Source organism: Prevotella sp. tc2-28 (assembly GCF_900107705.1).
Taxonomy (GTDB): domain Bacteria; phylum Bacteroidota; class Bacteroidia; order Bacteroidales; family Bacteroidaceae; genus Prevotella.
Genome location: NZ_FNRE01000021.1, coordinates 12,307 through 38,777, shown reverse-complemented (window position 1 = coordinate 38,777; position 26,471 = coordinate 12,307). Strand labels below are relative to the sequence as shown.

Annotated in this window: 24 protein-coding genes and 1 pseudogene; 6 read left to right on the top strand and 19 right to left on the bottom strand. The window is 48.9% G+C overall.

Translation table 11 applies throughout. The annotated features are described in order from the left end of the window. Positions 1 to 270: pseudogene (locus tag BLU47_RS13930) on the top strand (IS110 family transposase); the annotation flags it as partial. 122 nt (positions 271 to 392) lie between these two features. On the opposite strand, the gene BLU47_RS13925 reads toward BLU47_RS13930, so the two are convergent. Next, positions 393 to 2,471: a M13-type metalloendopeptidase gene (locus BLU47_RS13925; protein WP_091964210.1), complete on the bottom strand. Its 2,079-nt coding sequence runs from the start codon at positions 2,469 to 2,471 to the stop codon at positions 393 to 395. Positions 2,472 to 2,537: 66 nt separating this feature from the next. Continuing rightward, positions 2,538 to 2,726 carry a DUF1016 N-terminal domain-containing protein gene (locus BLU47_RS13920; RefSeq protein WP_091964207.1) on the bottom strand — a complete coding sequence of 63 codons (189 nt, stop codon included), beginning with the start codon at positions 2,724 to 2,726 and terminating at the stop codon, positions 2,538 to 2,540. A gap of 158 nt (positions 2,727 to 2,884) precedes the next feature. Here BLU47_RS13920 and BLU47_RS13915 point away from each other — a divergent pair, with 158 nt between their 5' ends. The 3 genes from BLU47_RS13915 to BLU47_RS14910 all read left to right on the top strand — a co-directional run bounded on the left by BLU47_RS13915 (position 2,885) and on the right by BLU47_RS14910 (position 4,948). Beyond that, on the top strand, positions 2,885 to 3,610 hold the full coding sequence (locus BLU47_RS13915) for a TraX family protein (RefSeq protein ID WP_091964204.1): 726 nt from the start codon (positions 2,885 to 2,887) through the stop codon (positions 3,608 to 3,610). 564 nt (positions 3,611 to 4,174) lie between these two features. Then, positions 4,175 to 4,732 carry an HU family DNA-binding protein gene (locus BLU47_RS13910; RefSeq protein WP_091964201.1) on the top strand — a complete coding sequence of 186 codons (558 nt, stop codon included), beginning with the start codon at positions 4,175 to 4,177 and terminating at the stop codon, positions 4,730 to 4,732. Positions 4,733 to 4,837: 105 nt separating this feature from the next. Next, positions 4,838 to 4,948 (top strand): smalltalk protein, encoded by a 111-nt coding sequence (locus tag BLU47_RS14910; protein WP_176780607.1) that lies wholly within the window; start codon positions 4,838 to 4,840, stop codon positions 4,946 to 4,948. A gap of 112 nt (positions 4,949 to 5,060) precedes the next feature. On the opposite strand, the gene BLU47_RS13905 is transcribed toward BLU47_RS14910, so the two are convergent. From BLU47_RS13905 to BLU47_RS13880, 6 genes are all read right to left on the bottom strand, one after another. After that, the gene (locus BLU47_RS13905; RefSeq protein ID WP_091964198.1) at positions 5,061 to 6,371 is read right to left on the bottom strand and encodes a four-carbon acid sugar kinase family protein; all 1,311 of its coding nucleotides are present in this window, start codon (positions 6,369 to 6,371) and stop codon (positions 5,061 to 5,063) included. Between the two features lie 120 nt (positions 6,372 to 6,491). Continuing rightward, complete coding sequence (locus tag BLU47_RS13900; RefSeq protein WP_176780606.1) at positions 6,492 to 7,331, bottom strand: beta-keto acid cleavage family enzyme; 840 nt, start codon at positions 7,329 to 7,331, stop codon at positions 6,492 to 6,494. 52 nt (positions 7,332 to 7,383) lie between these two features. Then, entirely contained in the window at positions 7,384 to 9,372 is a 1,989-nt protein-coding gene (gene ccsA, locus BLU47_RS13895; protein ID WP_091964193.1) for a cytochrome c biogenesis protein CcsA, read from the bottom strand. A 31-nt stretch (positions 9,373 to 9,403) separates the two neighbouring features. Continuing rightward, on the bottom strand, positions 9,404 to 11,167 hold the full coding sequence (locus tag BLU47_RS13890; protein WP_255402225.1) for a di-heme oxidoredictase family protein: 1,764 nt from the start codon (positions 11,165 to 11,167) through the stop codon (positions 9,404 to 9,406). A gap of 18 nt (positions 11,168 to 11,185) precedes the next feature. Continuing rightward, the gene (locus BLU47_RS13885) at positions 11,186 to 12,451 is read right to left on the bottom strand and encodes an imelysin family protein (RefSeq protein ID WP_091964190.1); all 1,266 of its coding nucleotides are present in this window, start codon (positions 12,449 to 12,451) and stop codon (positions 11,186 to 11,188) included. 26 nt (positions 12,452 to 12,477) lie between these two features. Continuing rightward, a complete protein-coding gene (locus BLU47_RS13880) occupies positions 12,478 to 13,770 on the bottom strand; it encodes a hypothetical protein (RefSeq protein ID WP_091964187.1) in 1,293 nt (430 codons plus the stop codon). 149 nt (positions 13,771 to 13,919) lie between these two features. Here BLU47_RS13880 and BLU47_RS13875 point away from each other — a divergent pair, with 149 nt between their 5' ends. Next, a complete protein-coding gene (locus tag BLU47_RS13875; protein ID WP_091964184.1) occupies positions 13,920 to 14,879 on the top strand; it encodes a LuxR C-terminal-related transcriptional regulator in 960 nt (319 codons plus the stop codon). On the opposite strand, the gene BLU47_RS13870 is transcribed toward BLU47_RS13875, so the two are convergent. Then, positions 14,876 to 15,469: a response regulator transcription factor gene (locus BLU47_RS13870; protein WP_091964180.1), complete on the bottom strand. Its 594-nt coding sequence runs from the start codon at positions 15,467 to 15,469 to the stop codon at positions 14,876 to 14,878. The two genes, BLU47_RS13875 and BLU47_RS13870, sit on opposite strands and share 4 nt — an antisense overlap. A 77-nt stretch (positions 15,470 to 15,546) precedes the next feature. Here BLU47_RS13870 and BLU47_RS13865 point away from each other — a divergent pair, with 77 nt between their 5' ends. Next, entirely contained in the window at positions 15,547 to 16,635 is a 1,089-nt protein-coding gene (locus tag BLU47_RS13865; RefSeq protein WP_091964177.1) for a DUF4421 family protein, read from the top strand. A gap of 18 nt (positions 16,636 to 16,653) precedes the next feature. On the opposite strand, the gene BLU47_RS13860 is transcribed toward BLU47_RS13865, so the two are convergent. The 10 genes from BLU47_RS13860 to BLU47_RS13815 form a co-directional block, all read right to left on the bottom strand. Further along, a complete protein-coding gene (locus BLU47_RS13860) occupies positions 16,654 to 17,748 on the bottom strand; it encodes a GTP pyrophosphokinase (protein ID WP_091964173.1) in 1,095 nt (364 codons plus the stop codon). 13 nt (positions 17,749 to 17,761) lie between these two features. Continuing rightward, positions 17,762 to 18,064, bottom strand: a complete 303-nt coding sequence (locus BLU47_RS13855) for an STAS domain-containing protein (RefSeq protein WP_091964170.1) — start codon at positions 18,062 to 18,064, stop codon at positions 17,762 to 17,764. A 26-nt stretch (positions 18,065 to 18,090) separates the two neighbouring features. Continuing rightward, positions 18,091 to 18,513, bottom strand: coding sequence for an ATP-binding protein (locus BLU47_RS13850; RefSeq protein WP_091964167.1), 423 nt, complete (start codon positions 18,511 to 18,513; stop codon positions 18,091 to 18,093). Between the two features lie 12 nt (positions 18,514 to 18,525). Continuing rightward, positions 18,526 to 19,332, bottom strand: coding sequence for a hypothetical protein (locus BLU47_RS13845; RefSeq protein WP_091964163.1), 807 nt, complete (start codon positions 19,330 to 19,332; stop codon positions 18,526 to 18,528). Between the two features lie 47 nt (positions 19,333 to 19,379). Then, positions 19,380 to 22,274, bottom strand: a complete 2,895-nt coding sequence (locus BLU47_RS13840) for an ATP-binding cassette domain-containing protein (RefSeq protein WP_091964160.1) — start codon at positions 22,272 to 22,274, stop codon at positions 19,380 to 19,382. A 117-nt stretch (positions 22,275 to 22,391) separates the two neighbouring features. Continuing rightward, complete coding sequence (locus BLU47_RS13835; protein WP_091964157.1) at positions 22,392 to 23,021, bottom strand: deoxynucleoside kinase; 630 nt, start codon at positions 23,019 to 23,021, stop codon at positions 22,392 to 22,394. 21 nt (positions 23,022 to 23,042) lie between these two features. Then, positions 23,043 to 23,669 carry a deoxynucleoside kinase gene (locus tag BLU47_RS13830; RefSeq protein ID WP_091964153.1) on the bottom strand — a complete coding sequence of 209 codons (627 nt, stop codon included), beginning with the start codon at positions 23,667 to 23,669 and terminating at the stop codon, positions 23,043 to 23,045. A gap of 9 nt (positions 23,670 to 23,678) precedes the next feature. Next, on the bottom strand, positions 23,679 to 24,836 hold the full coding sequence (locus BLU47_RS13825) for a sodium ion-translocating decarboxylase subunit beta (RefSeq protein WP_091964150.1): 1,158 nt from the start codon (positions 24,834 to 24,836) through the stop codon (positions 23,679 to 23,681). A gap of 46 nt (positions 24,837 to 24,882) precedes the next feature. After that, positions 24,883 to 25,338 carry a biotin/lipoyl-containing protein gene (locus BLU47_RS13820; protein WP_091964147.1) on the bottom strand — a complete coding sequence of 152 codons (456 nt, stop codon included), beginning with the start codon at positions 25,336 to 25,338 and terminating at the stop codon, positions 24,883 to 24,885. A 55-nt stretch (positions 25,339 to 25,393) separates the two neighbouring features. Next, positions 25,394 to 26,431 (bottom strand): OadG family protein, encoded by a 1,038-nt coding sequence (locus BLU47_RS13815; RefSeq protein WP_091964144.1) that lies wholly within the window; start codon positions 26,429 to 26,431, stop codon positions 25,394 to 25,396. Positions 26,432 to 26,471 lie beyond the last annotated feature (40 nt).

Genomic DNA, 26,471 nt, shown 5'->3' with positions numbered 1-26,471 from the left:
TCAGGAACCAGTGTCAATAGCAGGCCAAAAGTCAGTCCGTTTGCCAACAGGATGATTAAGTCACTACTCTCACAAGCAGCATTAGCAGCTATCAAGTCAGATATCAATATACACAACTACTATCAACGCCTCATAGAGCGTGGCAAGCATCCTCTGTTGATTCACAATAATATCAAGAACAAGATGCTGCACGCCCTTGTAGCAATGGTTAGAGACAGAATAAAATACAACCCTGATTATGTCTATCAGATAAATAAATCAGCTGCATAGATACTCAAATGTTAAATATATAGTTAAATCGCATAATATGTTTGGAATTTACCATAGAATGCGGTTCTTTCGTTATCACAGCACGATAACAAAAGAACCGTCCCTCTGTTATGAAATATATATCACCAGATCTGCACGCGCTTCTCTGGTGCGAGATAGAGTTTCCCGTCGGTCACGTTGAAGAGTCTGTACCAGTCGTCGAAGAGTGTCACGATGCCATTGACGCGGTTTTGGGGGATTGAATGGACGTCAAGGTACAACGACTTCTTTTGGTCAAGGGTGGGGTATCGCAGCCACAGTTTTGCATAGTGCAGGAAGAACTCCTGGCAGGCATAGTCGAGGGCAGCCCCCTGAAGCCCCTCATCTATTTTCTTCTGCTTGAAGAGTGAGTAGGCCAGCGTCATGCCGCCGTAGTCGGCCATGTTCTCCGCCAGCGTCTTTTCGCCGTCGGCCGGCTGTCCCGGGTAGGCCTCCAGACGGTTGTAGAGCGCAATCATCTCCTGCTGCTTAGCCTCAAACTTCGCCTTGTCTTCGTCCTTCCACCAGTCTCTCAGGTATCCCTGTTTGTCATACTTTGCCCCCTTGGCATCGAAGCCGTGGGTCATCTCGTGGGCGAAGACTGTAGCGACAACGTACTGGGTGTATTCATCATCGGCAGGGAACATGCCTTCACTGATGAATTGCGGCAAGATGACCAGACAGTTCATCTCGCAATTATAAAAGGCGTTCTGTACGCTATAATCGATTTCATAGTCGATGATGGTGCGGATCTGCTGCTCATATTTCTTTCCGCACATGTTATGCCTGATGGCTTCATTCTGCGCCATGATGGACAGGGCGTCCTCGACCAGTGTGTTCCCCTCGTCGAGGGTGAACTCGCCTTCGCTAAGGTTGTCGGGCACGCCGACAAAGAACTGCATGGCCTCCAGTTTCTTCAGTGCCTCCTGGCGCGTGGCGTCGCTCAGCCAATCGAGCGTTTCGAGGCGCTGTCGGAACACGGTGCGCATTTTCTCCAGCATCGTCAGGCAGCGGTCTGCCCCGGCTTGCCCCATCTTCCGTAGTACGTCCGCACTCAACTTGTTCATCAGGAAGGGGCTTGTCTGTTTCAATGCCGCTACGATAATACTTTTGGCGGCTCCTTCGCTTTGACCGACATAACGAGCCTTCATGTAGTTGGATACGCTCATGACGGCATAGTATCTCAGGTAGTCGTAACAGTTGTCCATCGTCTTCAGCACGGTCGTGATGCCGCCTTTCTGTTCCACATATTTCTTGAAGGCGGGGGATTCGTCGAAGATTGCACCGGCCATCGGATGGAATGCTTCCAACAGCGTCTCCCGGGTGACTTCGTCTTCGACGCCGCCCCCGGCACGTGTGGCACGACTCCGCGCGATGCTGCCGGCCTCGATGTATTCAGGTATGTCGCGCACGTTCCACAAGCCCTGACGGTCTGAGTCGGAGGTATCGCCGCCACCATGGGCTGTCGCATAAATCAATTGCTCCTCGGCGAGAATCGCGCTGACGCGCTCCTCGAGTTCCGCCTCATAGCCTTCCGCCTTCGTGCGCTCCGGGTCTGCCACGTTGTCGATGGCCGTCAATATGGGCTTGATGTACGATTTCAGCGCGTCTGTCTGTTTACTTCCCAGATAATAATCTGCCGTTTGTGTCAGGATGCCTCTGCTCACTATTTCCTGGCAGGAGTGGCTTTGCATATGCATATCCACTCTTTTCGAGAATATGGGATTCAGCCCCTTGTCCTGCAGTTTGCCGATTTCGGTCAGCAGCATGCCGATTCCCGTCGGCTTCTGGATGTCCAGATAGTCGAGTACGGCCTTCACGTCTTCATTCAATGACGGCGCAGGAGCCTCAATATTCCGCACGAGGTGCCGGGCCAGGGGGTTGTCGGAGGCAAACAGGCTCTTTTCAACCTCATTGGTGTTTATTGCATCGTAAGACTCCATGTAACCCCGGTCGCCCTCTTTATGTGAATTGAACCAGGTGCCCAGGGCATACATGTAGAAGTCGTCGCCGGGCTTGACGGTCTTGTCCATCAATGCCTCGTTGATGAAGTGGTCTGGCACGGCGGGCACTCCAGGCTCTGGCACTACCGGGTTGTCTGTTGAATTGTCAACACACGATGTGAATACACTTGCGCCGCAAACGAGGGTGGCGGCGAGCACCCATTTCATGATTCTTTTCATACTTCTTTTTTATTACATTGGTTAAAACTTCATTTGAAAATCTGCCCTCACGCCCCAGTTGAAGAATCACGAGGGACAGGTCAACTGATACAACTCCTTAGCGACAATCTGCTGACCAATGAGCCAATAACTTTCCACCATCGCAAAGTTCACGGCTGTATATGCCCGTTTCCTGGCATTGGCAAGAATCTCAGTTACATTGGCATATAGTTTATTTAAGCCCTGATATACTTCTTTGTTCTGTATTTCATTCATATTGCATAAGAATTTTCTGCAAAGTTACATATATTTATTCACATATTCTTGCTTATAACCATTTTTTCATCTTAAATCTGCTATTAACTATCAAGAAGATTTTCTTCCGAAATGAGAGATAATAAGAGCATTTTTTGTACCTTTGCAGCGTAGTGGAAATGACGGAAAAAGGACTGAGCGGCAACGCACTGAAGGTCATCGCCATCGTCGCCATGACGATCGACCACATGGCATGGGTGGGCATCGAGACCTACGAGCAGGCTGAGACGCCGATGCAGATATTCCTGCACTGCATCGGACGGCTGACGGCCCCGATGATGATATTCTTCGTAGCCGAGGGCTATCACCACACGCACGACTTCCGCCGCTACCTACGCCGTCTGCTCATGCTGGCCGTGGTGAGCCACTTCGCCTTCTGCTATTTCAACATGTCGGGCTTCAACCCGCTCGGCAACCTGCTCTTCAATGCCACGAGCATCGCCTGGCCGTTGCTCTGGGGGCTGATACTGCTGAAAGTATGGGACATGGAGCGACTTGCACGATGGCAGAAGGTCGGTGTCACACTGGTGGCCTGCCTGCTCACCTGCACCTCCGACTGGAGTTGTGCCGCCCCGCTGGCCATACTCATGATTGGCCGTAACCGGGGCTGCTTCCACAAGCAGATGCTCTGGATGATGGCCATCATCTCACTCTATGCCGTCGCCTTTTTCTTCTTCCACAGCCCCACCTACGGCTTGGTCCACCTGGCCTGCTGGCTGGCAGTGCCGCTGCTGGCGATGTACAACGGCCAGCGAGGACGGCTGAAGTGGATCGGCAAGTTCTTCTACTATTACTATCCCGTCCACATGGCGGTTATAGGCCTGCTGGCCCGTTGCTTCCAATAAGTGCTTCCTTGCATGGGAAATGGACATTTGGACGTGGACGTTTGGACGTTAAGCAAAAATTTTTTTTCTTGGTTGAGAAATAGGGTAAAAACAGGAAATGTAAAGAATTAATTGTTAATATATTTAATACTTATATATAATATATATATTATATATAAGTATTATTTTCTTCTTGAACTTTTCGAAAACCCCTTAACGTCCAATCGTCCACGTCCAAAAGTCCAAAACTGTGTATTTGAGTGTCTTTTCTGACTCTCATTTCTACGCATTTTAATTTCTTGCAAAATTAGGGCGAAAAATAGGCTTCAAAAAGTATGGTTTTTCGGGATTTTATTTGCAAGACCTTTGAAAATTTCGTACCTTTGCATTGTCAATAGGAACGATGGATTTTGAGCGCAGGGCACCAAAAATTTGTTTTCAGGCCTGACAAAATTTTCTGCCTGCCCAGAGCGTAAAAATCAAAGCCAGAAGGGAGTCGAACAATAAACAATAACCAATAACCAATAAATAGTAACCAACAACTAAAAAAATTAACAAAAACTAAACTAAGAGGAGAAAAGAATTATGGGAATGAAAGTAAAAGCTGTAGAGAAACTACTGAAATTTAACAAGAATGAGAACGATCCCGGTGTATGGCGCTACGTGATGCAGCCAGAGCTGTACATGGCGCTGGCACAGAAGAAGGTCATCAAGGAGGCAGCTCTCCGCTCGGGTGTGAGCCAGGGTGTGATGCAGGCCTGCTGGGATGCAGCTGGTGAGGTGATCAAGGCGTGGGCAACGGAAGGCCATAGCGTGGCTCTGCCCGGACTGGGTACCATGCGCTTCGGACTGCGCTCGAAGGCTGTGGAGAAGGTGGAGGACGTGAAGTCCGGACTCATCACGAGTCGACGCATCATCTTCACTCCGAACAGCGACCTGAAGGAGGAGCTGGCCAACACGGCTATCCAGATTACTTGCTTCGACCGCACCGGCAAGGAGGTGAAGCGCGTGACCAGTGACGACGAAGGCAACGTGGAGGATCCGGAGAACCCTAACGTTAACCCTAACCCTAACGATAACACTGGCGGTGACAACCAGGGCGGTGACAGCGGTAGCATCGTAGACGGCGTGGACGAAGGGTAATTTTTAGGCACGGATGGACACGGATGGACACTGTTTTTTGCCCTAGAAAATTCCGTGTATTCCGTGGCCATCCGTGCCAAAAAAAAAGAATTTAATCTTTAATCTATGAAACGAGAAACTTGGAAGACGATTTTGCAGTTTATTGTCAGTATTCTGACGGCTGCTCTGACGGCATTTGGGACAGTATCGTGTATAGGCTATAACCCCGCATTATAGCCGCCCCTTACCAAGGGGCTCTAAAGGGACACGGACCACTGGCGCTGCTTTAGGCGCAAGGGTGGGGACTAAAAGGGAAAGTGGGACTGACAAGATGGTCGGTCCCGCTTGTTTATTTCAATTTCAGATAGACCTCGCGTAGCGACTGCTCGTTGCCTACATTGCCGGGGAAGATGATGTAGGGGAAGTGGGGAGCCATGACGCAGGGCACGCTGGGGATGACTTGTCCCAGGACGCGGGCGGAGCGGATGCCGAGGCCCTTGGTGAGGATGTCGTGCGACGTGATGCCACCCTTGCCGACAAGGTAGGAGGGGGTGAAGGGCAGACGGTAGACGATATCGACGAGGAAGTCGCTGACCTGCTGTCCGAGGTGCTGGCGCTGGTCGGCATCGTCGAGGCGTATCTCCTGTCGCGAGGTGTAGACGACGGGGGTGAGCCCGATTTCCACCACCTGCCGGATGGTGTCGAGGGTCTCGCTCATCAGAAGGGCTGAATCGTCGAGGATGCGCTGCACGTCGACCTCGATGGCGCAGGTGCCTTCAGCCTGCAGGAGCTGTTCCAGTTGCTGGGTGGTCTTCTTGACATGGGAGCCTACAATGAAGCAGCCGGGATTGAGAGGGCTGATGGCTGATGGCTGAGGGCTGAGGGCTGATGTCTGAGGGGTGAGAATGGAGCGGTCGAGTAGGGGTTGGTCGCTGATGCCGCTGAGAGCTTTGGGCAGCGACGATGACGAGCGGATGACGATGGCGGAGGGATGAAGGGCTGATGGCTGATGGCTGATGGATGATGTCTGAGGGATGATGTCATTCGTCAGATGACGAGCGTAGCGATAGAGTTCGTCGTACGACTCAGCATTGACAATCTCGTAGTCGTTGGGATTGGCACCCTTCTCCTTGATATACTCCGTGAGGATGCTGGTATGGTAGGCAAAGACATTGTCGCGGGCAAACTCCGTCTGGCTGACGGGAATGAGTTGTTTGCCGTCGCGCATGTAGTGGATGCCTTCGATGGTGACGCGGCCAGCCTCGATGAAGGCAGGACAGAAGGGTGTCTTCTCTGCCACCGTGTATCCATGCTCCACAAGACACTGGCGCATGACATCAGTCTCCAGTGGGAAGTGTCCACGCAGACAGCTGTCTGAACGGCTGACGATGATGAGGTGGTAGCCATAGTCCTGATTCACCTTGATGACCATCTCCATCGCCTCGCGCGTCACTTCAGCAGCTTCCTCGCGTGTCATCGCACGGGTATTGGTGAGGATGTAGAAGAAGGGTTCGCTGTCCTCGAAGCCAAGGCGCACGCTCTCTTCGTCCCATCGGGTGATGAGCAGACACCCATGTACGGTCTGAATGCCTGTAGGGTCGTCGTCAAGAACAATTAATTTACAATTTGACCATTTACTATTTACAATTGATTTGTTCATTTTGATATTTTATGATTTGGGAAAATAATTCAATTATTCAATCGACCAATAAATCGTAAATTGTCAAATTGTTTACAATTGATTTGTTCAATCGATCAATAAATCGTAAATTGTAAATTGTCAAATTGTAAATCCCTTGATATGTTGCATTTCGCGGGCTTCAGCAGGTGTAGCCGGTTCACAGCCCATCATGCGGATGAGGGCTACCAGGCGCTCAACCAGTTCGGCATTGGTGTGGGCACGCTTGCCGGGTGCATAGTAGAAGCTGTCCTCGAAGCCTACGCGGACGGCTGAGGCTCCCATGCCAATGGCACACGCCAGCATGGAGAAGTCCTTCATGGAGTCGTGGGTGATGCCCCACGAACAGCCAGGCTCCATCAGCGAACAGAGCATGGCGAGGTTGCGGCCTGTAGCGGAGAGGTTGCTGGAATTGCCAGGACCCACGCAGAAGTTATAGTGCAGCGGACGATGGATGACTCCCTCGTCAGCCAGACGGGTGGCACACTCCACATGGCTGAGGTCGAACAGCTCCATCTCGGGCACCGTGTTCGTCTCGTCCAGTCGCTTCGCCCAGTAGCGCAGGTCGGGCATGGTGTTGACATACACCGTCTCGCCAAAGTTGACACTACCCATGTTCAGTGAGGCCACCTCCACCTCAGGCACGTCAAGACTGACACAGCGCTCAGCCAGCGTCAGCGTCGACAGTCCACCAGTAGAGCCCTGCACAATCATGTCAGTCTCCTTGCGGATGAGTCCGATGGTCTGGCGGAACACATCCAACTCAAAGGTCGGGTTGCCCTGCAGGTCGCGCGTGTGCAGGTGTACCTCGCAGGCTCCCGCCTTATAGCAATTGATGGTGTCCTCGGCAATCTCCTCAGGAGTCAGCGGATTCTTACACTCGGCAGGTATCTCCTTGCCCACGTGACAAACGGGGGCGACAGTCACAATAATCTTTCTCATAGTCATTCTCCTTGAATTATATAAGAAAGACTGAAAAACGGCGATTTTGTCATCAGGCATACGCGTGCATGCCGCCCAGGTAGTAGTTGACCCCGAAATAGGTCATGAGGATGGTGAGGAAAGCCAAAGTCATGTAGACATGATAGTTGAGACGCAGCGACCGATGGGCAGGTGCGGCATATACCATCAAGGTGATGAGCGCCCATGTCTCCTTCGGATCCCACGACCAATAGGTGCCCCACGACACGTTAGCCCAGATGGCACCGATGAAGATGCCGAAGCCCAGACAGGTGATGGCAGGGTAGAGCATGAGCTGCGACAACAGCAGCATCTCGTCGGAACGTCTGGGTGAGAGGAGAGCCGTGAGCGAGGCGATGAAGGTAAGCGACAGCAAGGCAAAAGCCATCATGATGACTGACACATGGATGGTGAGCAGCGGTGAGTTGAGCACCGGCATGAGGTGCGTCATCTGCGGATCCATCTGCGAGATATGACTTACCAACAGGAAGAAACCAGACAACAGGAATCCGAAGGTGAGCATGACGGGGAACCGCTTTCCCATAGACAAGGTCACCAGCATGATAATCCAGGCAAGGGTAAGCATGGTCTCGTAACCATTGGACAGGGGAATGGTGCCTGTGACAATCCAGCGCAAGGCCAGACAGCAGGATAGTGCGACAAAGGCCATGCCCAACAGCAGTCGTGGAAGCCAGGAACGAAGCCACGACGGACGGAAGATGTCAACGAAGAACAATAGGAAGCCGATGGTGAGACACGCCATGAAGAGTATGGTGGGTATGGGTAACTGATTGTAAAGGCGTTCTGCTTGGGTACGCAACGGGCTGGGTAAGGAGTGTCGACCAAAGGTCTGCTGATACTGCAGCATCTTGTCCAGATACTGATTGGCAAGGTCGTAGTGTCCAGCCTGTATCTCGCCATTCAGTCGGGTGAAGACATCACGCATATACTTCTGGTGCTCCTCGTTCATGGACTCAGGAAAGGAGCTGGTGGGTGCATACCATGTGATTCTACCCCGTTCTTCGTAAGGGAAAATCTTCAGTGGGGTGCCTTGGTGTATCTGTTGGATGATGGTCTGCTTCTCCTGCATCTTCATCGGCTTCTTCTCCGCTTTCAGTGGCTCTTTTACCCAGTCGTCATAGAAGAAAATGAAGCCGGTGAGCACCTGCTCGGCAGAGAACTCCTGATAATGGCGCTTGCCGTAAAGCTTCTTGTTGAAGTCGAGGGCATAGGTTTGCATAGGGCACACCCGGTCGTTGTAGACCACAAAAAGCCTTGCAAAGCGGTCTGCCGTCTCTTGGGGCAACACTCGGGGCGAAGCGGTGGCTGTTGTGTATGCAGCTATGCCATAGCAGCATACAAGGCAGACGGCAGCACGGCGCAACACCTGGCGATAGGTACCCTTGGGGTCGATGAGTATCCAGATGAGTGACACAAAGAGCAGGGCATAGCCCAGATAGGTGACGGGAATGCCCCATGGGTCGCTGTTGATGGCGAGAACGCTGCCCTGCATGTCCTCGTCGTAACTGCTCTGATAGAGTCGAATGCCATCATGGCTGGCTATCTGATTCATTGAGATGACGACAGGCTGGTGGTTGATGGTGACATGCGAGATGTAGTCGGCAGGTGCATTGGTTCCTTCATGATAGGCAATCTTAAACGAGTCAAGTGTCATGCTGAAAGGCAAGGGATGCTCCTGCATGTCTTTCGTCAGATACTGACTGGTCATCACCCCCTGGCGCAGCAGTACGATGCCCCGTCGGGCTGTCAGGTGGGTGAGCAGTGCTCCCGCCAGGATGATGACAAACGACAGGTGCAGGGCGACGACAGAAGGCCGGCGCACCCTGTGCTTGATGAAATAGAACATGGTGGCCGCTGCGAGCAAAGCCCACAGGACAGAAAACCACCATGCACCGTAGATGTTATCGCCAACATACTCGGTACCCTGGTATTTCTCAACAATCGTGGCGGCTGCCATCACGACAACCACCACGATGTACAAAAGAATAACGGATGTCTTCATGTTTTTAAGAACGGAGCATAAGACCCATATATTATATGGATTCTATAAATTTAATCACCGCCTGACGGTCTTCCTTCTTCAGATGATAGAACTGCTCCGTAGGACCATAGGCGTCAGACTGCTTGGAATAGCCATGCCACATGATAGCCTCAAGGACAGAGCGGGCCCGGCAGTCGTGCAGACGGTCGTCGGCACCCGTCAACTGGCGTGACAGGCCACGACCCCATAGTGGGGTGGTGCGGCACCAGCCTGTGCGGATGTCGTTCTTCATGAACAGCCGGTGCTGTACCATATCGGTATAAGGCCAGATGGTCTGGTTAGGATACTTAGGCAGCATCTTGCTGGCGTCCTTGCCAATGCTCTGGGCATAGGCCTTGATGCTAGCGTCTACCCACATGTCGTCGTTGCTGGTCTTCCACGACGGACGGTGACAACGTGCACAGCCCATCTGTGTGAAGAGCTCCTTGCCACGCTGAACCTGTGCATCGTTCAGATGACGGGCTGCAGGAACGGCGAGGCCACGGTGCCACACCATGAACTGATAGTACTGCTTGTCAGTCATCTCCTCCTTACCGCCATAGTAGCTGTCGTTGAGGAGGTATTTCTCGAAGGTCTCCTTCTTGGCGATAGACGAACAGCTGAGGATTTCATTTACGCGCTTGGCAATGCCCTCGTCGGTACCGTCGGCATAGTAGGGATGTAGGATGCTCAGGGGTGATGCACCGTTTTCCTTGATATACTTGATAACCTCGGCATCTTCACTCTGAGCTTTGGCCCAGGCGGGTGTGGTGTAGAGGAAATGGCGGTCAGAGCGGGTGACGTTGGTAATGTTCCAGATGGCGTTGGAACCCGCACCGTCCTGCAGAGATCCACGTGTCATCGCATAGGTGAAACGTTTCAAAGGTCCATGCTGTCCATTACGGAACGTTCCAAGGTCATTGTATGCTGCCGAATAATACGCCGATGGCTTGAAGGTGCCAGCCGCCTGGTCCCACATGGCGGGATTCAGTGTGACGTGCTTTGATTCAGCCAGCCATTGCGCTTCGATGTCCTCGTCGCTGATGGCGTCGAGCAGTCCGGTACCATAGATGCCAATGGTCGACTCCAGGCGCACCTCGTAATTGGTTGGCTTAGGATTGGTGTTGAAAGCCGTCTGGGGTATGGTTACCTCCGGATAGATGAGCGAGTAGGACTCTCCATCCTCGAACGTCATGGGCAGTCCGCTTTCCATAGCCGTAACGTTTCGCCAGTCGATGCTGATCTGACTTTCGTCAATGGGCGCCTTGAAGGGCGACATGGCTTGTGTCTGCGGCATACCCGTTACCTCAGAGATATAGGCATTGTTGTCAGGATGGTAGATGACCAGCAGATATCCGTTGCCGATGGTGTTGGCACGATAGGCTGTCTGGCGCTTTCCATGTCCGTAAGACGGATGGCAGGCGATACAAGAGTTGCGCACCCAGGCAGGTCCGAGTCCCTTGCGAGGCTCCTGCTCGAAGGTGTACAGGTGTTCGAAGAAGTCTTCACCCGTGTTGAAATCGTCCTCCATGCCCGCGATATTCTCCACGGCAGGAGTGGCAGCCGAGTAGCTCGCCTTCTCAGTAGTGCCCAGTGCACCACCAGGATACCATTCCTCGGCAGTGAAGTTGCCGACAGCCTTGCCGAACACTTCTTCCGCAGGAGTCAGGTTGCCCAGGTTGTTAGTGGGTTCGTTACTATCGGAACATGCTGTCAGTATGGTGGCTGACAGCATTCCGATACTCATTAATCTGGTGAGTTTCGTTGGATAAATCATACAGTTATTCTTGATGTCTTACTCAGAGATAGACTCCCAATAGTCAGGGTCGTCAAAATCCTTACCCCAGACGATGCTGCAATATTTCACGAAAGGTGCCGGCATGTTGCCAATGGCATTGATGGCACCATTGATAGCACCAACCATCTGGTTGTTCAGTGCCGTCTGACCTACATTGTTGAAGAAGGTGCTGAAACTGATGTCAGCGGGTTGTCCGTTGGTGCTGCCATACCAGACGTTACGGATGGAGCGGATGTTGTCCTGGAAGTCGGTGATGGAGTTGTAGCTATAAGGTGACTCCACATAAGCGATGTCGGCATTGGCGAAGGGGTTGGTAATCTTGGTAGTTCCCACCTCGTTGGCGATACCTACGCATGAGCCCTCATCGGCAGAGAGTACCTGCTGAATGGCGGCTTGCAGGGTAGAGAAGGTGCTGTTGCTTCCGCTGACACCGGCCTTCACCAGATTCTCAGAGAAGGACAGTCCCTTTTCCGTGGTGTAGTCAAGACCGGCATTCTGGACTACGGCAACACGATTGGCATTGGCTGCAGTCTCTCCCTCCCAGGCAACCTGCAACTGGAAGCAGCGCTCCTTGAGCAGGGAACAGATAATCTGGGCATATTTCAGTTCCTCAGCACCGCTTATCTTCTCGAAATTCGTATAGGTGTCGTTGGACTTCAAGTCAGCGACCTTACGATTCTGTCCATCGCGGAAGAGAATGAACTCCAGCGCATGGAACCCCAGGATGCTGGCATCTTCGAGCATCTCATCGCTCATCCCGTTTTTGAAGTAATTCGACAGTAAGGCACGGTCCAAGGGCCATGAGTCAATCGTGGGGTCAATGTCGAAATCAGAGGCGGCACCCATGAGGAAGGCCTCAGAGCGCTCCCAGTTCTGACGAGCCTTCTTGAAGTCGCTGCAAGCCTTGTCAAGCTGAGCCTGTGTGATGGTGTTGACGGTCAGTCCGTGGAGCGTCTTCTCCAAGTCTTCTACGTCGTCAGCCAGTTGGGTATAGGTAGGAATGATGACTTCTTTGGTCAAGTTGCTCAGGACATTTCGCAGGAAGGTCTCCTGATCGGTGGTTAGCTGGGCATTGCTGATAGTCTTGTTGGCGTTGGTCAGGTGAGTGACCACGTTGCTACAGGCATCAATGGCTTGGTAGCCATAAGTTTTGTCCTCATACTTATTCACGTTTGCGTTGTCACCGTCACTGTTACTGTTGCTGCAGGCGGTCAATGAGAATCCTACTGAGAGGATGGTTAAAAAGTAAAAGATTTTCTTCATCGTTGTGATTTGTTGATTATGTGGTTTTAAATAAAAAATCCCTCGAAGGCGACGCCGATATTTACTGACGGCTCGTTGTTGTAGGCACTCTTGAGAAAACGCTTGGAGTATTCGCCCTTAATGACAATCTGGCGGATGGGGTGGTAGTTGAGTCCGAAGGCCATTCGCTTGACAGCCGTGTAGTCGTAGCTTATCCCTTTCGTATCACTTGCATAGGGATTGTACTGTTCGTAGCGTCCGAAAATATACAGTCGTTGTCCGCTCTGGCGTAAGTCCTTAAACTGTGAGAAGATATTGTAACCTGCCTCGATGCCCACGGCATAGGCATTGCCACTAACGAAAGCAGAGTGCTTGTAAGGTGACTTGGAATTCAGTCGATTGTACATATATTTCAACTGCTCGGCATCACCCAGATAGCCGTAGTCGGCCTGTCCGCGTACAATCCAGTTGTGGGCGTTGTAGGTAAAGTCGACGGCTCCGATGGCGACGGCTCCCTTGTAGGTTGCACCAGCACCATTGGCATCGTTGGGATAGGTGTTGCCTATACTGTGTCCGTAGTAGCCGCTTAGACCGATGCGAAGTCCAGGAATGCTGTAGTTATCGATGCGCAAGGAGGCACCGTACTTGTTGGCAACGTCGAACTCGAGGGGTGACTTATGCCCTTTGTGAATCCAACCCACATTGGTGAAATGGTCGGCATTCAGACCAGCCAACAACTGCGCCTCATAGCGGAAGTCACCATAACGTCCCCAGAAGGAGACACCCGTCTGGTGCCAAGTGGAGGGAAGGATGGTGTTCTCGCCTTCTGGACGATAGACTGTAAAGAAGCTCAGTGGCTCGTGATGGGCATTATTCAGACCTACGGGTACCACGATGTGTCCGGCACGGAGGTTTGCCCAAGAGGCAAAAGATTTCTGTATCCAGAACTGTTCAAGTTCTACTTCACCACCTTTCTCGGTCTCCTGTTCCCATTCACCGCCTTCTTCGTTCTCTTTCTCGTAGGCAATACCGGCACCACCGTGTTCAAACTCGACTTCTGTTCCGAAAGACCAGCCCTTGCCGAACTGATAGCCTAAATAGATGACAGCATGGGGAATGTCGAAGCGTCCGTGGCTGGGGTCGTTGCGATGCTCTTCAGGCTGACTGTAGCGACTAACATGGTCGCTGAAATAGTTACGTGAGAAGTTGGCTTCGCCATAGCCACCGATAGTCAGCCGACCTCCGCCAATATGTTGGAGAACACTGTCTGCTGCACTCTCTTGGGCATTGACTGCCAAGCCAACGCATGCGGATAGGATAGTGAATACAAATCTTTTCATATACTGTAATGGTTAAAAATCGACTGCAAAGGTATTCTGATTCGCGTTTTTCTGCAATACCTAAAAATGATGAAATCCCTTGAAACTATTGCGTGTTTCAGGGGAATTTACTACTTTTGCAACGTTAATAATTAATAAGGTGTAAATCGATGAAGAACGTGAAGATGTATGAGCCGCAGGATAAGATGATAATGCTTATCAAGGATAATTACAGTATATTGCAGGCTTTGGGCAGTTTCGGTATTAACATGGGCTTTGGTGACAAGACGGTGGCTGAGACCTGCCAGATGAATGGCGTAGATACCTATACTTTCCTCGCTGTCGTCAATTTCACCATCAACGACCTCACTAGTTATGAGGATGACGAGCAAATCAGTGTACCTACACTATTGCACTATCTTGAAGCCAGTCATGCCTATTATCTTGACTTCCAGTTGCCCTTTATCCGTCGCGAACTACAAGAGAGTATCAACGAGGAAGATCATCTGGGACGTCTGATTCTGAAACTGTATGAAGAGTATGCTCAGGAAATACGTCGCCACATGAAATATGAAGAGAAAACACTCTTCCCCTATGTGCAGTCACTTATCGATAAACAGCCCGCAACAGACTATAATATCGAGATGTTCTCCAAGCACCATGAGAGTACGGATAAGAAGTTGCGTGAACTGAAACTGCTGATTATTAAGTATTTGCCTTCAGATTCGCATCTGAATAATAAACTGACAGCTACGTTGTATGATATCTATAATAATGAGGAATGGCTCAGCCAGCATGCTAAGGTGGAAGACCATATCTTTACACCTGCCATCCGGCGATTAGAAAACCAGGTGAAGCAAGATGACGTGGCGAAGAATATCTCTTCAATGGTTTTCAAGGGCGGACAGGAGAATACCGATGCGCTGTCTGATCGTGAGCGCGACGTCATTATTGGTGTGGTACAGGGAATGCAGAACAAGGAAATTGCAGACCATCTGTGTATCTCCATTAATACCGTTATTACCCACCGTAGAAATATTGCGCGCAAGTTGCAGATTCACAGTCCGGCAGGACTGACCATCTATGCTATCGTGAATGGATTGGTGGATATCAGCAGTGTGAAACTTTAAATATTGTTGATGTCAACATAGCCGTGCATGACTGCATAGATAGTCAGGGCAGAGACACTCTTCATACCCAATTTCTCCATGATGTTCTTGCGGTGGGTGATTACCGTGCTGAGCCCGATGTTCAGCCGGTCGGCAATCTCTTTGTTGATATAGCCTTGTACGATCAGTGACATGACTTCGATTTCTCTGTCGCTGAGTATCTTCTGCTGTAAAATTTGAGGCATGGGAGGCATGTTGCGCCCGTCTCCATGAGCATGTTGCTGCAAGGTCAGCAAGGCACGAACCAACGCGTGTTCGGGCTGGTTGATGAAGAGACTATGGAAGTCGGTGAGCTGGGCGGAGTCGTTTAATGACAAGGTCAGCACAATAGTTTTTCGCTTGCGTGTTGTAAAAAAAGTACGATTGCGCAGCACGATGTCCATAGCGACAAAATAATGGAAATAGGTGTCAGGATTGCTGCTCTCCAATTCTGAGAATGACCCGAAAGTATCAACCGTCATGATAGGCATGACGTTTAATAACAGCTGCTTAAGTCCGAGATAGGCCAGTGTATTGCTGTCTACAATAGCAATTTTGGGTCTTTGATTCATAACTGACTGCAAAGTTACGGATTTTTTTGATAAATCACGGCTTTTATTTCTTTTTTTTGTTTACCTTTGCAGTTGAGATGCGTAAAAGACAATGTGTTTTGGTGGTGTTCTGCATGATGGGAATGACCATGTGGGCACAAGTTGGATGGCTTGTAAAAGCTGTCAAATCCGTTGGCACATTTCTTGATTCTGCAGCTGTCAAGGGTGTGGATCCTCATTATATTACCGCACCCAAGCAACCTTGGCAGTTGATAGCCCGATACAACATGGACCGTATTGATGTTACGATGCATTCCAATTATGATTTGGATGAGTCAATACCTGGCCTGGATTTTGAGTTGATTTCTAATTTGAGGACGAACACTTCGAATCGTGTGGGATTGTGGTTGGGATATCGCGGTTATGGGATAGGCTATTCTACGGAGGTGGGAAAAGGTACCGGCACGTTCTTTACCGTCAGTGCTACGGGTGGCTGTTATGGTGTGAATTTACGCATGCGTACTTTTGCTACTAGGGAACTTGACATGACCATGAAAATAGGAGATGAGTTGCCTATAGATGGTGATAAAGGGGAGTTGCCTGACCCTATCAGAATACGTTCCTTGATGATTGACGGCTTCTATTTTTTCAACAAGAAACACTTCTCCTATATGGCGGCGTATGATCAGTCGGCTATCCAGATACGCTCTGCCGGATCGCTGATGGTTGGCGCTATGTGGCATCATAGCACGATACGTTATGAAAGTGACAGGAATGCGGCATACGTCAGTTTGATGCGTGAGGTAGGAACCATCAAAGTCCGTCAAGGTAGTCTTGGGGTAGGATATGCTTACAACTGGGTTCCTTTCAAGGGCTTTCTTGCCAATGCCACGGTGATGCCCATGCTGACGGTGTACAATTGCCAGAAGTCGGAACTATATGACACCTATATGGACGAAGACATTGATATAAAGGATAACGATCAAGTAATCTATCGAGAGTCTGTCTACCATCATAGTCCCGTTTCTTTTACTTACTATGCGCGTGTCTCTCTAACCTATAATTGGAATCGCTTCTTTGTCAATGCCTATGGTCAGTTGAACAGGTTCAATTATGATAATGGAGAAGATGGACATGGACGTATTAAGGACTGGTTCGTCAATACGTCTGTGGGTGTCAGGTTCTAATATATTACCTCGTCTTGTTTATTGGTCAAGAAATGACAGACGGGTGGCTTGTTCGTAAACCATGGCTGCCAGAGCCTCGTTTTGAGGCATCATGCCATTGATGATGTTGAACATCTGAATTAATCCTGGTTTGCCACCTCCCGACTTTAATATATGTACAAAACAAATATTTTGCAAACCAACGGTTTCTGACAGGATGTCGATATCTGTGCTGCCTAACTGGAACAGGGCCATCTTGTAAGCATCGTCGAAATTGTTGCTCATCATACGCTCGATGTCGCCAAGTGTCTTCATGCCTATCTCTCGCAATAGTCTTAGATAGTGGTCGAAAGAGGCCTCCTGAATCTCTGCCTGTGTAATCGCTGCAATTTTACGGTTCAGTTTCTCAAACGGGTGCAGGGCGAGATAGGAACTGAACGTGTCGCCGTCCAGGGGAACTTCCTCTAATTGTCCTTTCTGTACCAGGCTCTGCATACGTCGGCGATAATCGGCAATGGAGTTACGGATACGACTGAATTCGTTGTCTGCGAGTTCCAGCATACCTGCCAGTCTGCTTAAACTGCGGTGATATTCCATAGGAGTCTCTATCTCTGACTTGTAACCGATGTCATGTTGAATGGCTGACCAAACGTGTTGCAAAGCTGTACGCATTTGCAGTTCAAAACGTATCTCGTTAAGTTCTGGATGCTCAGGGTCGGAATAAAGCGATGCCGGCACCTTACAGATGTAGTGAAGAGAGTTGTACCCGAAACTGTCGAATTGGTGCATGTTACGCTTGTCGACAGAATTGGCCCAGTCTATGTCGAAGAGTGATTCGGTGATGGCTGCAATACGGTCTACATCTTCGTTATAGAAAGCGATAAGACGGACTCCCAGAATATCTGTAATGTCTCTCAGTGACTGATATTTGGAACCCTTTCGACGAAGCTTCCCTGCCAGGGAATCTTCTCGCTTGATGCGCGCTTCCATTGCATTTAGGTCGATATGGCTCTGGGCCATCTGTTCACTAAATATCTTAACGACGACGTTTTTCAACAGCAGAAAGAGATGCTTCTGGGAATTGTATTCTTCCAGAAGCATCTCTCCGTGCAAATCTAGACCATAGTCCTTCATATGCAAGTGTTGTTTATTTAATTTCAAACAGGTTGAAGAATCCTGTCATCATAAATACCTTTTTGATTTCGTCATTGATGTTCTCAATAACCACCTTGCCACCTTTTGCTGCGGCTTCCTTACGGAGTGTCAAAAATAAGCGAAGACCCGAACTACTGATGTACTCGAGTTTTGTGCAATCAAGTGTGATTGCCTTATCAGCATGTTCCAAAAGTGGCGCAATGTCCTGTTGGGCCTTGACAGCAGCAGGTGTGTCAAGACGTCCTTCGAAGATTGCAGTGTATCCTCCGTTTTGTTCAGTGATTTTAATATCCATTTTTCTAAAGACTTTTTGTTATTCGTTTATTGGGATTCCATTTTCTTACTGAGCGTAAGTATATTCTTTCCGTCTTTCCGTTGGTAATTAATGGAATCCATCAGTTGTCGAACCAAAAAGATGCCAAGACCACCAATAGGACGATCCTCTGCCGATAGGGTAGTGTCGGCATCTTTTTGAGTTGTTGGGTCAAAGGGAATTCCGTTGTCACTGATGATGAATGTCAGCCATTTGTCATCAGCGATGACCTCTATGTCCACGTTGCCTTGTTCCCCTTCTGGATAGGCATATTCCATGACATTGACAACGGCTTCCTCGATGGCCAGGTTCAAACTCATGGTCAGCGACATGTCAAGACCAATCTCTTCAGCTACGGTATCAATGAACTCGTTAAGCTGAGGGATGGTTTCGATATCGTTGGGCAGTGTCAGACTGTGTTTTGAGGTCATATGGGAATACTTTTATTTTACAAGTGCTGAACGGGCAGCTGCAATGTTGTCCTTTGCTTCTGCTAACTGCTTCTTGAACTCGTCAACAGTGGTGGCATTGAGCACTTCCAGAGGAGCAACAGCATCTGCGATAGGCTTAATCTCAGGATCGTATTCAGCCAGACGGTTGATTGCATCCAGCACGAGGATGATACGGAAGGTTACATTGGAAGCGGCCTCGTCATCGAAGGTGCTGAGGAACTTGTCAGCATTCTGGTTGGCAATGTAGAGCTCTTCAACGAGGGCTGCAGAAGCCAACTGCCAGAAGTAGTTGATGCGACCGTTCTTCTCCATCTCGTCATACAATGTCTGAGTGGTCTCAAAGATGGTCTGTGCATTTTCGATAGCCTTGAATGAGGGATCATTGATGTCAGCAACCAGTTTGGTGATGGTCTTGTCGTAGTCCTCGGTAGGCATTTCGTAGAGGCTTGCAATCTTCTTGTCAACAGAAAGAGCACTCAGAATGCGATATTTCTCAGCCAATGTAGTGGCTTCCTCGGCAACAGACGGAGAAATCAGATAGTTGGGCTTTACCTGCTTTTCTTCCTTTGTCAGGCTAATGGTACCATTGGCATCCTCGCGTACGAAAGCAGGCTGCTTCAGTTTACCAATTTCAGAAGCAATACTGTCAATGTGCATCTTGATACTTGCTTCAATCTGTTGCTGCTCAAAGCTCTTCAAAGAGTCTGCTTCTGCGGCATTGTTTGCACTCTTCTTTCCTCCGCAAGCTGCGAAAATAATTGCTGTAAATGCAACAGCTAAAATTGTTAGTTTCTTCATTGTTTAAATGTTTTTTTTGTTATAAATTAATAAATGTTTTTATCTCATTAGGATGGATTGTCTTTTCTCAAATATCGTCCGGGACAGTCGCTGAAAAGCAGACCGCCGACTACGAGACACATTAACAGCAGTACGCAGATGTTGAACCACAGTGTTTTAATGTGCCAATCGCCTACTATCTTGATATGACTGTAGAATGGAGCTCGTCCGTAATGGTTTTGGGGCGTCAGGAAAATCAGACCTGTCCTTGGTACGATGTAACCGTCAATGACGTCAAGCATTCGTTTCTGGTCCATACCTATCACGCAGTCTTCCAGTTTCGTGTTGAAGTTGTCTCGCTTAAGCTGTAGGAAAGCCTCCTTTCCATGCTCGCGAACAAGACTAGCCATGAGGGCGTCTTGTCGGAGACTGACCCTGTTGCCGCGTTTTGATAAGATATTCTCTGCCTCTTTCATATATTGAAACAGGGATTGATAGGATTTGTCACCATGGTATGGCTTCATGTCGCAGAATTTGGTCAGCTGTGGAAGATTCTTCTCGATTGTTTCCATGTGCATGGGGTCAACAGGCTTTCCATTTTTCTTCTCATGATTCATGGTTTCCAGTTGCGACTCCAACTCATAAAGGAATCCAACGTTGTAGAACTGATTCTCGTATTTCTCCTGATCCAGTTCGAAGAGTGGTGCTTCGTAAAGGTTGTCTGTGAAAGAAGTGACAGCCAATGCCTCATAAGCCCATCGTGAAGGAATGATGTCGCCAATCACAGGCACGTTACCCGTTGTGCTTTTAGGTGTCAGGTCTGAGAAACTGACAACCAGTCCACACAGTAGAATCTGTGGAATCAGTAACAGGGGAATGCTGATGTAGATGGCAACTACAGAGTTCAAACATTGTGACAAGAGCAGTCCAACTAAATTGGAGAGGAATGCGGTGACAAATAAGATGAGCCACCATGTTCCGAATAGTCCGTGAAGGCCCATAATGGCATTTCCGATGACGATAAACAAGAATGTCTGTATCAATGAAACACCTGCCATGAGGATAATCTTCGACCAAATATAACTGCCATACGAAAGGTTCAGGAACCTTTCGCGTTTCAATAATGCGCGATCTTTGATGATTTCTTCTGCACTACCACTCATGCCGATGAATGTAGCCACGATGACTGCCATGAAGAAGTAACTTACTAAGTTCTTGTTGTCCATGACGGTGTAGCCTTCTGCAGGGGCATAGCGTGTCAGGAAGGAGCATACCAATGCCAGAATAGGTGCTTCTAACAAGGCGATGCACAGATATTGGACATTGGTAATCTTGGTCTTGATGTTGCGATGCAAGAAGATTCCTAATTGCTTGATTTTGCTCGGCTTCTTCTGTTGTGATTCTGGTATGCTGTTCACCTCAGGCTCCTTCATGACCTCTCTGTTTTTCAGATACAGTTCATGCCATTCCTGAGGGGTCATCTTGCGCTCGTCAGACATTTCTCCGATGTTGTTGAGCGTTTTCTCGTCGATGATGTTCAGTACAATTTCCGGATTCACGTTTCCGCATGTAGGACAGGCGCTGGTCTCTGCGTCAGCATAGTTGGCTGCTTCTTTGAAGTAGGTAATTGCATCAATGGGGTTCCCGTCGAATACGGGGTATCCGCCTTTGTCTAATAGCCACAGACGGTCGAACATCTTATAAACAGCACTTGACGGTTGGTGAATGTTCACCACGATGAGCTTACCTTTCAGTGTTTGTTCTTTCAACAGATAGATGACTTTCTCGGTATCTGCTGACGACAGACCGGATGTCGGCTCGTCAAGGAACAGTACGGCTGGTTCGCGAATCAGCTCTAGTGCAATATTCAGTCGCTTGCGCTGTCCACCTGATATAAACTTATTGATGGCAGAACCGACCTTCAAATCCTTGGCTGCTTCCAACCCCAAGTCTTTCAAGGTTTTCATTACTCGATTGTCCAGTTCTGCATCTGACATACCTTCGAAACAGAATTTTGCCGTGAACCAAAGGTTTTGGTATACGGTCAGTTCCTCTATCAGAAGGTCGTCTTGTGGTACAAATCCGATAAGGCTCTTAGCTTGAGGTTCTGTGATGCTATGACCGTTGATGGTAATGGTTCCCTCTTGGGGCATCAGACTGCCGTTGAGAAGCGAGAGCAGGGTGGTCTTTCCTGTTCCCGAGCCTCCCATGATAGCCAGCAACTCGCCACTATGAAGCGTAAAACTGAGGTCATGCATGCCGTTGTCACTATTGGGGAAGCGGAAATTGATATCGCGTCCACAAAACTCAACGGAACGTGTTTCGCCATCGTTATGACCATAGCTCTTGATAATCGATGAATAATAGACGGGCTTGCCGTTTTTGTTTTTCAGCACACTGCTCTGAATCCATACTTGGAAGACACCGGACAGTACGGGAATATCGTTCAGCAAAACGGTGTCATTGCCCATATAGGAAAACAATAGCAGTCCTGTACATGGGTCGAGCAATGTCTTCAGTTGTCCGTCAAAACCATCCAAGTTATGTAGTTTAACATGGTCTGATGGGCGATTGAATACGAAGTCTTCGAAATTGTTGTATTGTTCGTCAGAAATGTTGAACTCATGGGCCATGGTTTTGAACATGTCGTCCCTAATAGCTCCGTCCTGACAACAAAATTCCATTAGACGTAGCAGCAGCAGCGCTTTGTCCCTGTTGCGTATGTCGCCTTGCAAGTTGGCACAGATAGAAGTGACGGTATCAATGGTATTTAGACCGTCCGTCATTTCATATGCCATACGCATATCGCTGTATAAGTCCAGATATATGTCTGTGTTACGGATGCCGAAATGACGATGTAAATAGTCTACGAGCAAGTTCTTTGCTCGCATCTCGTCTACTTGCTCTTCCTTACCAAATAGGGCAAACAGACTGATAAAACTAGATAGTATGACGTCTGTCATCTTCGCTCAGAGAGTAACACTTTCTTCATTTATGTTTGCAAAATTAGGAAAAATATCAGACTACCTTTTATGTTGGCAGTTAAAAAACATTAAAAAGGGCTTTTGTACCCTTTTATGCTAGATATTATTCTCCATAGGGAAGAGTCCGAACAGCTTGGCATCTATCATGTCCGTCACCTGTTGAAGATGTTCTGGATTGTCGCCAAATTTGCAGTGATCGCCGTCTACGACAATGAGTGGTCCTTTGTATGTGGCAATCCATTCTTCATAGCGTTGTTCCAAACCTTTCAGATAGTCCAGTCGCATGGTTTGTTCATATTCACGTCCTCGCTTCTGTATCTGTTCAACAAGGGTCGGGATACTGGAACGGATGTAGAGCATGAGGTCGGGTAGTTTTACTAGCGACATCATAAGGTCGAATAGGTCGCTGTAGTTCTGAAAATCGCGGTCTGACATCATTCCCTGTGCGTGCAGGTTGGGTGCGAAGATACGGGCATCTTCAAAGATGGTGCGGTCCTGGATAATGGTTTCCGTTGACTTTGATATTTCCACCACCTCTTTGAAACGCTTGTTCAGGAAATAAACTTGCAGGTTAAACGACCAACGTGGCATGTCCGCATAGAAGTCTTCAAGATACGGGTTGTTGTCAACGGGTTCAAAGCGTGGCGTCCATCCGTAACGGTGAGCCAGCAGTTTGGTCAGTGTCGTCTTCCCACTACCAATGTTTCCAGCTACTGCGATGTGCATAGTATTTATTGTTTAGGCATGTTAATATTCTGTCGGGAATAATCCGAACAACTGACGGTCGATGCGGTCTATAATCTTGGCAAGGTCCTTTGTGTTGTTCAGAAAGTCCATTCCGTCCTTCTCCACCGTCATGACGTCTCCTTGATATTTGTTATAGATGAAGTCGTCGTATCGGCGATTTAGGTTCTCGAGATAATCCAGTTGCATGGCCTGTTCGTATTCACGTCCCCTCAGCTGGATGTTGCCAACCAGGTGGGGGACGGAAGCTTTCAGGTAAATCAGCAAGTCAGGCTGACGCACAACAGACATCATTTGCTCGAAGAGTTCCATGTATGTCTCATAGTCTCTGTCTGACAGGTTTCCCATCTCCTTGTTGTTTTGCATGAACACGTACACTCCCTCGTAGATGGTACGGTCCTGGATGATGGTTTTCTTAGATTGCTCGATGGCAAGCAAGTCGCGGAAGCGCTCTTTCAGGAAGAAGACTTCCAGGTTGAATGACCATCGGTGTATGTCGCGGTAGTAGTCTTCCAGATACGGGTTCTCTTCCACGGTCTCGTAGCGGGCTTCCCATCCGTAGTGGTGGGCTAGCAGACGAGTCAGTGTAGACTTTCCACTTCCTATATTTCCTGCGACGGCAATATACATGGTGTTTTCTTATGACAGGAAGCCAAGTAGCGCACCTGCGGCTACTGCCGAACCGATGACGCCAGCCACATTAGGACCCATAGCGTGCATAAGCAAGAAGTTATGACGGTCGTACTCTAGTCCGAGATTGTTCGATATTCGTGCGGCCATGGGAACAGCACTTACACCTGCATTACCAATCAGCGGGTTCAGTTTCTTGTCTTTAGGCAAGAACACATTCATCAGTTTTACGAAGCAGACACCACTCATCGTGGCAATGATAAAAGCTCCGGCACCGATGGCGAAGATGTATATGGTATTCATTGTCAGGAATTCTGAGGCCTGTGTCGAGCAACCAACCGTCAGTCCTAACAGCATTACCACGATATCGTTCAGTGCTGCGCCAGCTGTTTTTGCCAATCGGGTAGTCTTACCGCTTTCTTTCAGCAGGTTACCGAAGAATAGCATACCAAGCAAAGGCAGTCCTGATGGTACGATGAAGGTGGTCAGCAGTAATCCGATGATGGGGAATAAAATACGCTCGGTCTGACTGACCTGACGGGCTGGTTTCATCTTGATGAGACGTTCCTTCTTGGTGGTAAGCAGTCGCATCAAAGGTGGCTGTATGAGGGGGACCAATGCCATATAAGAATAGGCACATACGGCGATGGCACCCATCAAATTAGGTGACAGTTTACTGCTAAGGAAAATGGCAGTAGGACCATCTGCGCCACCAATAATGGCGATACCTGCTGCTTGGTTGGGTTCGAAACCTAGAGCCAAAGCAAACATATATGCTCCGAAAATTCCAAACTGGGCTGCTGCACCGATAAGCATCAACTTCGGATTAGCCAGCAGGGCCGAGAAGTCTGTCATGGCACCAATGCCTAGGAATATTAATGGAGGATACCATCCCTGTCGCACGCCCTGATAGAAGATGTTCAGCACGGAATTATCTTCGTACAAGCCAATCTCCAGTCCTGCGTCCGCACGGAACGGGATGTTGCCAAGTATGATGCCTAATCCGATAGGTACCAATAGTAGAGGCTCAAAGTCCTTCTTGATGGCAAGCCAAATGAAGAAAGCACCCACTGCAATCATGATGAGGTTTCCTGCTGCTACGTTAGCAAAGCCCGTGTAGGTCAGAAACTCATTGAAGTTTTCTACGATAAAATTAGTAAATCCCATATTATAGCGGTAGCAATTTTTTCACTTTTCACTATTATCTTTTCACTTACCCGATGGTCATCATAACAGCGCCTTCCATAACGGAGTCTCCCTGGTTGACGGTAATGCTTGTAACGGTACCAGCATACTCGGCCTCGATGTTGTTCTGCATCTTCATGGCCTCCAGTACGACGACAACGTCGCCAACAGCAACGGTGTCACCAACTTTTACGTTGATGGCGTTGATCGTGCCAGGCAGAGGCGCCTTCACGGGGTTTCCGCTGCCAGCTGCAACAGGCTGTGCGGGCTGGGGCTGTGCTGGTTGAACTGGTGCAGTTACTACAGGCTTGGGGGCATCAATCTTCACCTTGGCGATATTAGGATGCTTAGCGGCATTGATGGGCTGCTGTAACTCAACTTCAAAAGGAATACCGTTGACATTGACTTTTGCAATGTTACCTTCTACCTCTTCTATTTCGACCTCGTAATCAACACCTTGTACTTTATACTGATATTTGTTCATAACTTCTAAATTTCAATTCTTAAACCGTTGAATAATTCATTTCTCTCCCTTGTCTTTATCTCATCTCAGGTCCGGTGGGAATCCTCGGAGCCGTGCTTGTCGTAGGTAATACGGGTTCGTGGAAGTGGGTCATCTGTGTATACTCGTCGTCCCATCCTGTCTCACGTGGTTTAATAGTGATGATACCCGATTCTACATCGTGAACGTCATCCTCATACTGTTTCAGGGCCATACCGATAACGGCCATGTACACTTCTCGGTCAATACCTTTGGTTTTCAGACCCTCTTGCAAGATGACACCGGTCTTGTGTCCTACTTCCATCGTCTTCTCCACAGTCTTCGTGATGGGCTTGATAGGCTGTTGCTGAGCAACCTTCTTGGCTGTGTCTAGATGGCGCATAAGAAGGCCGAACAGTGAGAATGTAATCCACAGTAATGCCAGGCAGAAAAATACGATACCCATAGCCATTAGTGCCATTCCGAATCCGTAGGGGTCTTCACGCTTGAACTTCTCAACTTTTGACTCGCTGACGCTTGTCACGTTCCAAATGCCTGGTGTTACACGGTCTGCAGACTTTGTTTCCCAATCTGCAGCCGTTCCATTGTTGGAAATGCGGGCGTAAGACTGATTAGGATTCAGTACGGGCACTGTGATGGAGTCAATCAACTGTGTGGCATTGCCGTTATATAGGGCAATCCATGTCGGTTCAGTCGCATTGACCTTAACAGATAGGTGTAGCGAACCTTGTGCAGGACTACTGCCGAGTTGCAGAACAATCAACTGGCGGCCTGAGAGGTTGGTGCGTATGTCGCCATTGGGAATTTTGCTCATACGACTGACACGCTCAGGTACACTCATTTTCTTGTCGAGCACGGAGCGGTCTGTGGTCAGATACATGCCACGGATATTGTACGTCGAGTGTGATATGTTGGCAATCTCCACCCAGGCGTTCCTTGCTCCGTATTCATCAATTAGGCTCGACTCATTCCGTGTCATCACCTCGTTCAACTTAATGCTGGCATCCATTTGGGCCATCATTGCCTGTGAGGTTAGGACGATGAGCGAACCTAACAAGATTTTCTTAATTTCCATTATATAAATAGGTATTATTATATAGTTTCTCTTTTCTTTT

Bases quoted from the DNA above. Each gene is read 5' to 3' on its own strand.
- BLU47_RS13925 (WP_091964210.1), bottom strand. From the start codon at position 2,471: ATGAAAAGAATCATGAAATGGGTGCTCGCCGCCACCCTCGTTTGCGGC.
- BLU47_RS13920 (WP_091964207.1), bottom strand. From the start codon at position 2,726: ATGAATGAAATACAGAACAAAGAAGTATATCAGGGCTTAAATAAACTA.
- BLU47_RS13915 (WP_091964204.1), top strand. From the start codon at position 2,885: ATGACGGAAAAAGGACTGAGCGGCAACGCACTGAAGGTCATCGCCATC.
- BLU47_RS13910 (WP_091964201.1), top strand. From the start codon at position 4,175: ATGGGAATGAAAGTAAAAGCTGTAGAGAAACTACTGAAATTTAACAAG.
- BLU47_RS14910 (WP_176780607.1), top strand. From the start codon at position 4,838: ATGAAACGAGAAACTTGGAAGACGATTTTGCAGTTTATTGTCAGTATT.
- BLU47_RS13905 (WP_091964198.1), bottom strand. From the start codon at position 6,371: ATGAACAAATCAATTGTAAATAGTAAATGGTCAAATTGTAAATTAATT.
- BLU47_RS13900 (WP_176780606.1), bottom strand. From the start codon at position 7,331: ATGAGAAAGATTATTGTGACTGTCGCCCCCGTTTGTCACGTGGGCAAG.
- ccsA (WP_091964193.1), bottom strand. From the start codon at position 9,372: ATGAAGACATCCGTTATTCTTTTGTACATCGTGGTGGTTGTCGTGATG.
- BLU47_RS13890 (WP_255402225.1), bottom strand. From the start codon at position 11,167: ATGATTTATCCAACGAAACTCACCAGATTAATGAGTATCGGAATGCTG.
- BLU47_RS13885 (WP_091964190.1), bottom strand. From the start codon at position 12,451: ATGAAGAAAATCTTTTACTTTTTAACCATCCTCTCAGTAGGATTCTCA.
- BLU47_RS13880 (WP_091964187.1), bottom strand. From the start codon at position 13,770: ATGAAAAGATTTGTATTCACTATCCTATCCGCATGCGTTGGCTTGGCA.
- BLU47_RS13875 (WP_091964184.1), top strand. From the start codon at position 13,920: ATGAAGAACGTGAAGATGTATGAGCCGCAGGATAAGATGATAATGCTT.
- BLU47_RS13870 (WP_091964180.1), bottom strand. From the start codon at position 15,469: ATGAATCAAAGACCCAAAATTGCTATTGTAGACAGCAATACACTGGCC.
- BLU47_RS13865 (WP_091964177.1), top strand. From the start codon at position 15,547: ATGCGTAAAAGACAATGTGTTTTGGTGGTGTTCTGCATGATGGGAATG.
- BLU47_RS13860 (WP_091964173.1), bottom strand. From the start codon at position 17,748: ATGAAGGACTATGGTCTAGATTTGCACGGAGAGATGCTTCTGGAAGAA.
- BLU47_RS13855 (WP_091964170.1), bottom strand. From the start codon at position 18,064: ATGGATATTAAAATCACTGAACAAAACGGAGGATACACTGCAATCTTC.
- BLU47_RS13850 (WP_091964167.1), bottom strand. From the start codon at position 18,513: ATGACCTCAAAACACAGTCTGACACTGCCCAACGATATCGAAACCATC.
- BLU47_RS13845 (WP_091964163.1), bottom strand. From the start codon at position 19,332: ATGAAGAAACTAACAATTTTAGCTGTTGCATTTACAGCAATTATTTTC.
- BLU47_RS13840 (WP_091964160.1), bottom strand. From the start codon at position 22,274: ATGACAGACGTCATACTATCTAGTTTTATCAGTCTGTTTGCCCTATTT.
- BLU47_RS13835 (WP_091964157.1), bottom strand. From the start codon at position 23,021: ATGCACATCGCAGTAGCTGGAAACATTGGTAGTGGGAAGACGACACTG.
- BLU47_RS13830 (WP_091964153.1), bottom strand. From the start codon at position 23,669: ATGTATATTGCCGTCGCAGGAAATATAGGAAGTGGAAAGTCTACACTG.
- BLU47_RS13825 (WP_091964150.1), bottom strand. From the start codon at position 24,836: ATGGGATTTACTAATTTTATCGTAGAAAACTTCAATGAGTTTCTGACC.
- BLU47_RS13820 (WP_091964147.1), bottom strand. From the start codon at position 25,338: ATGAACAAATATCAGTATAAAGTACAAGGTGTTGATTACGAGGTCGAA.
- BLU47_RS13815 (WP_091964144.1), bottom strand. From the start codon at position 26,431: ATGGAAATTAAGAAAATCTTGTTAGGTTCGCTCATCGTCCTAACCTCA.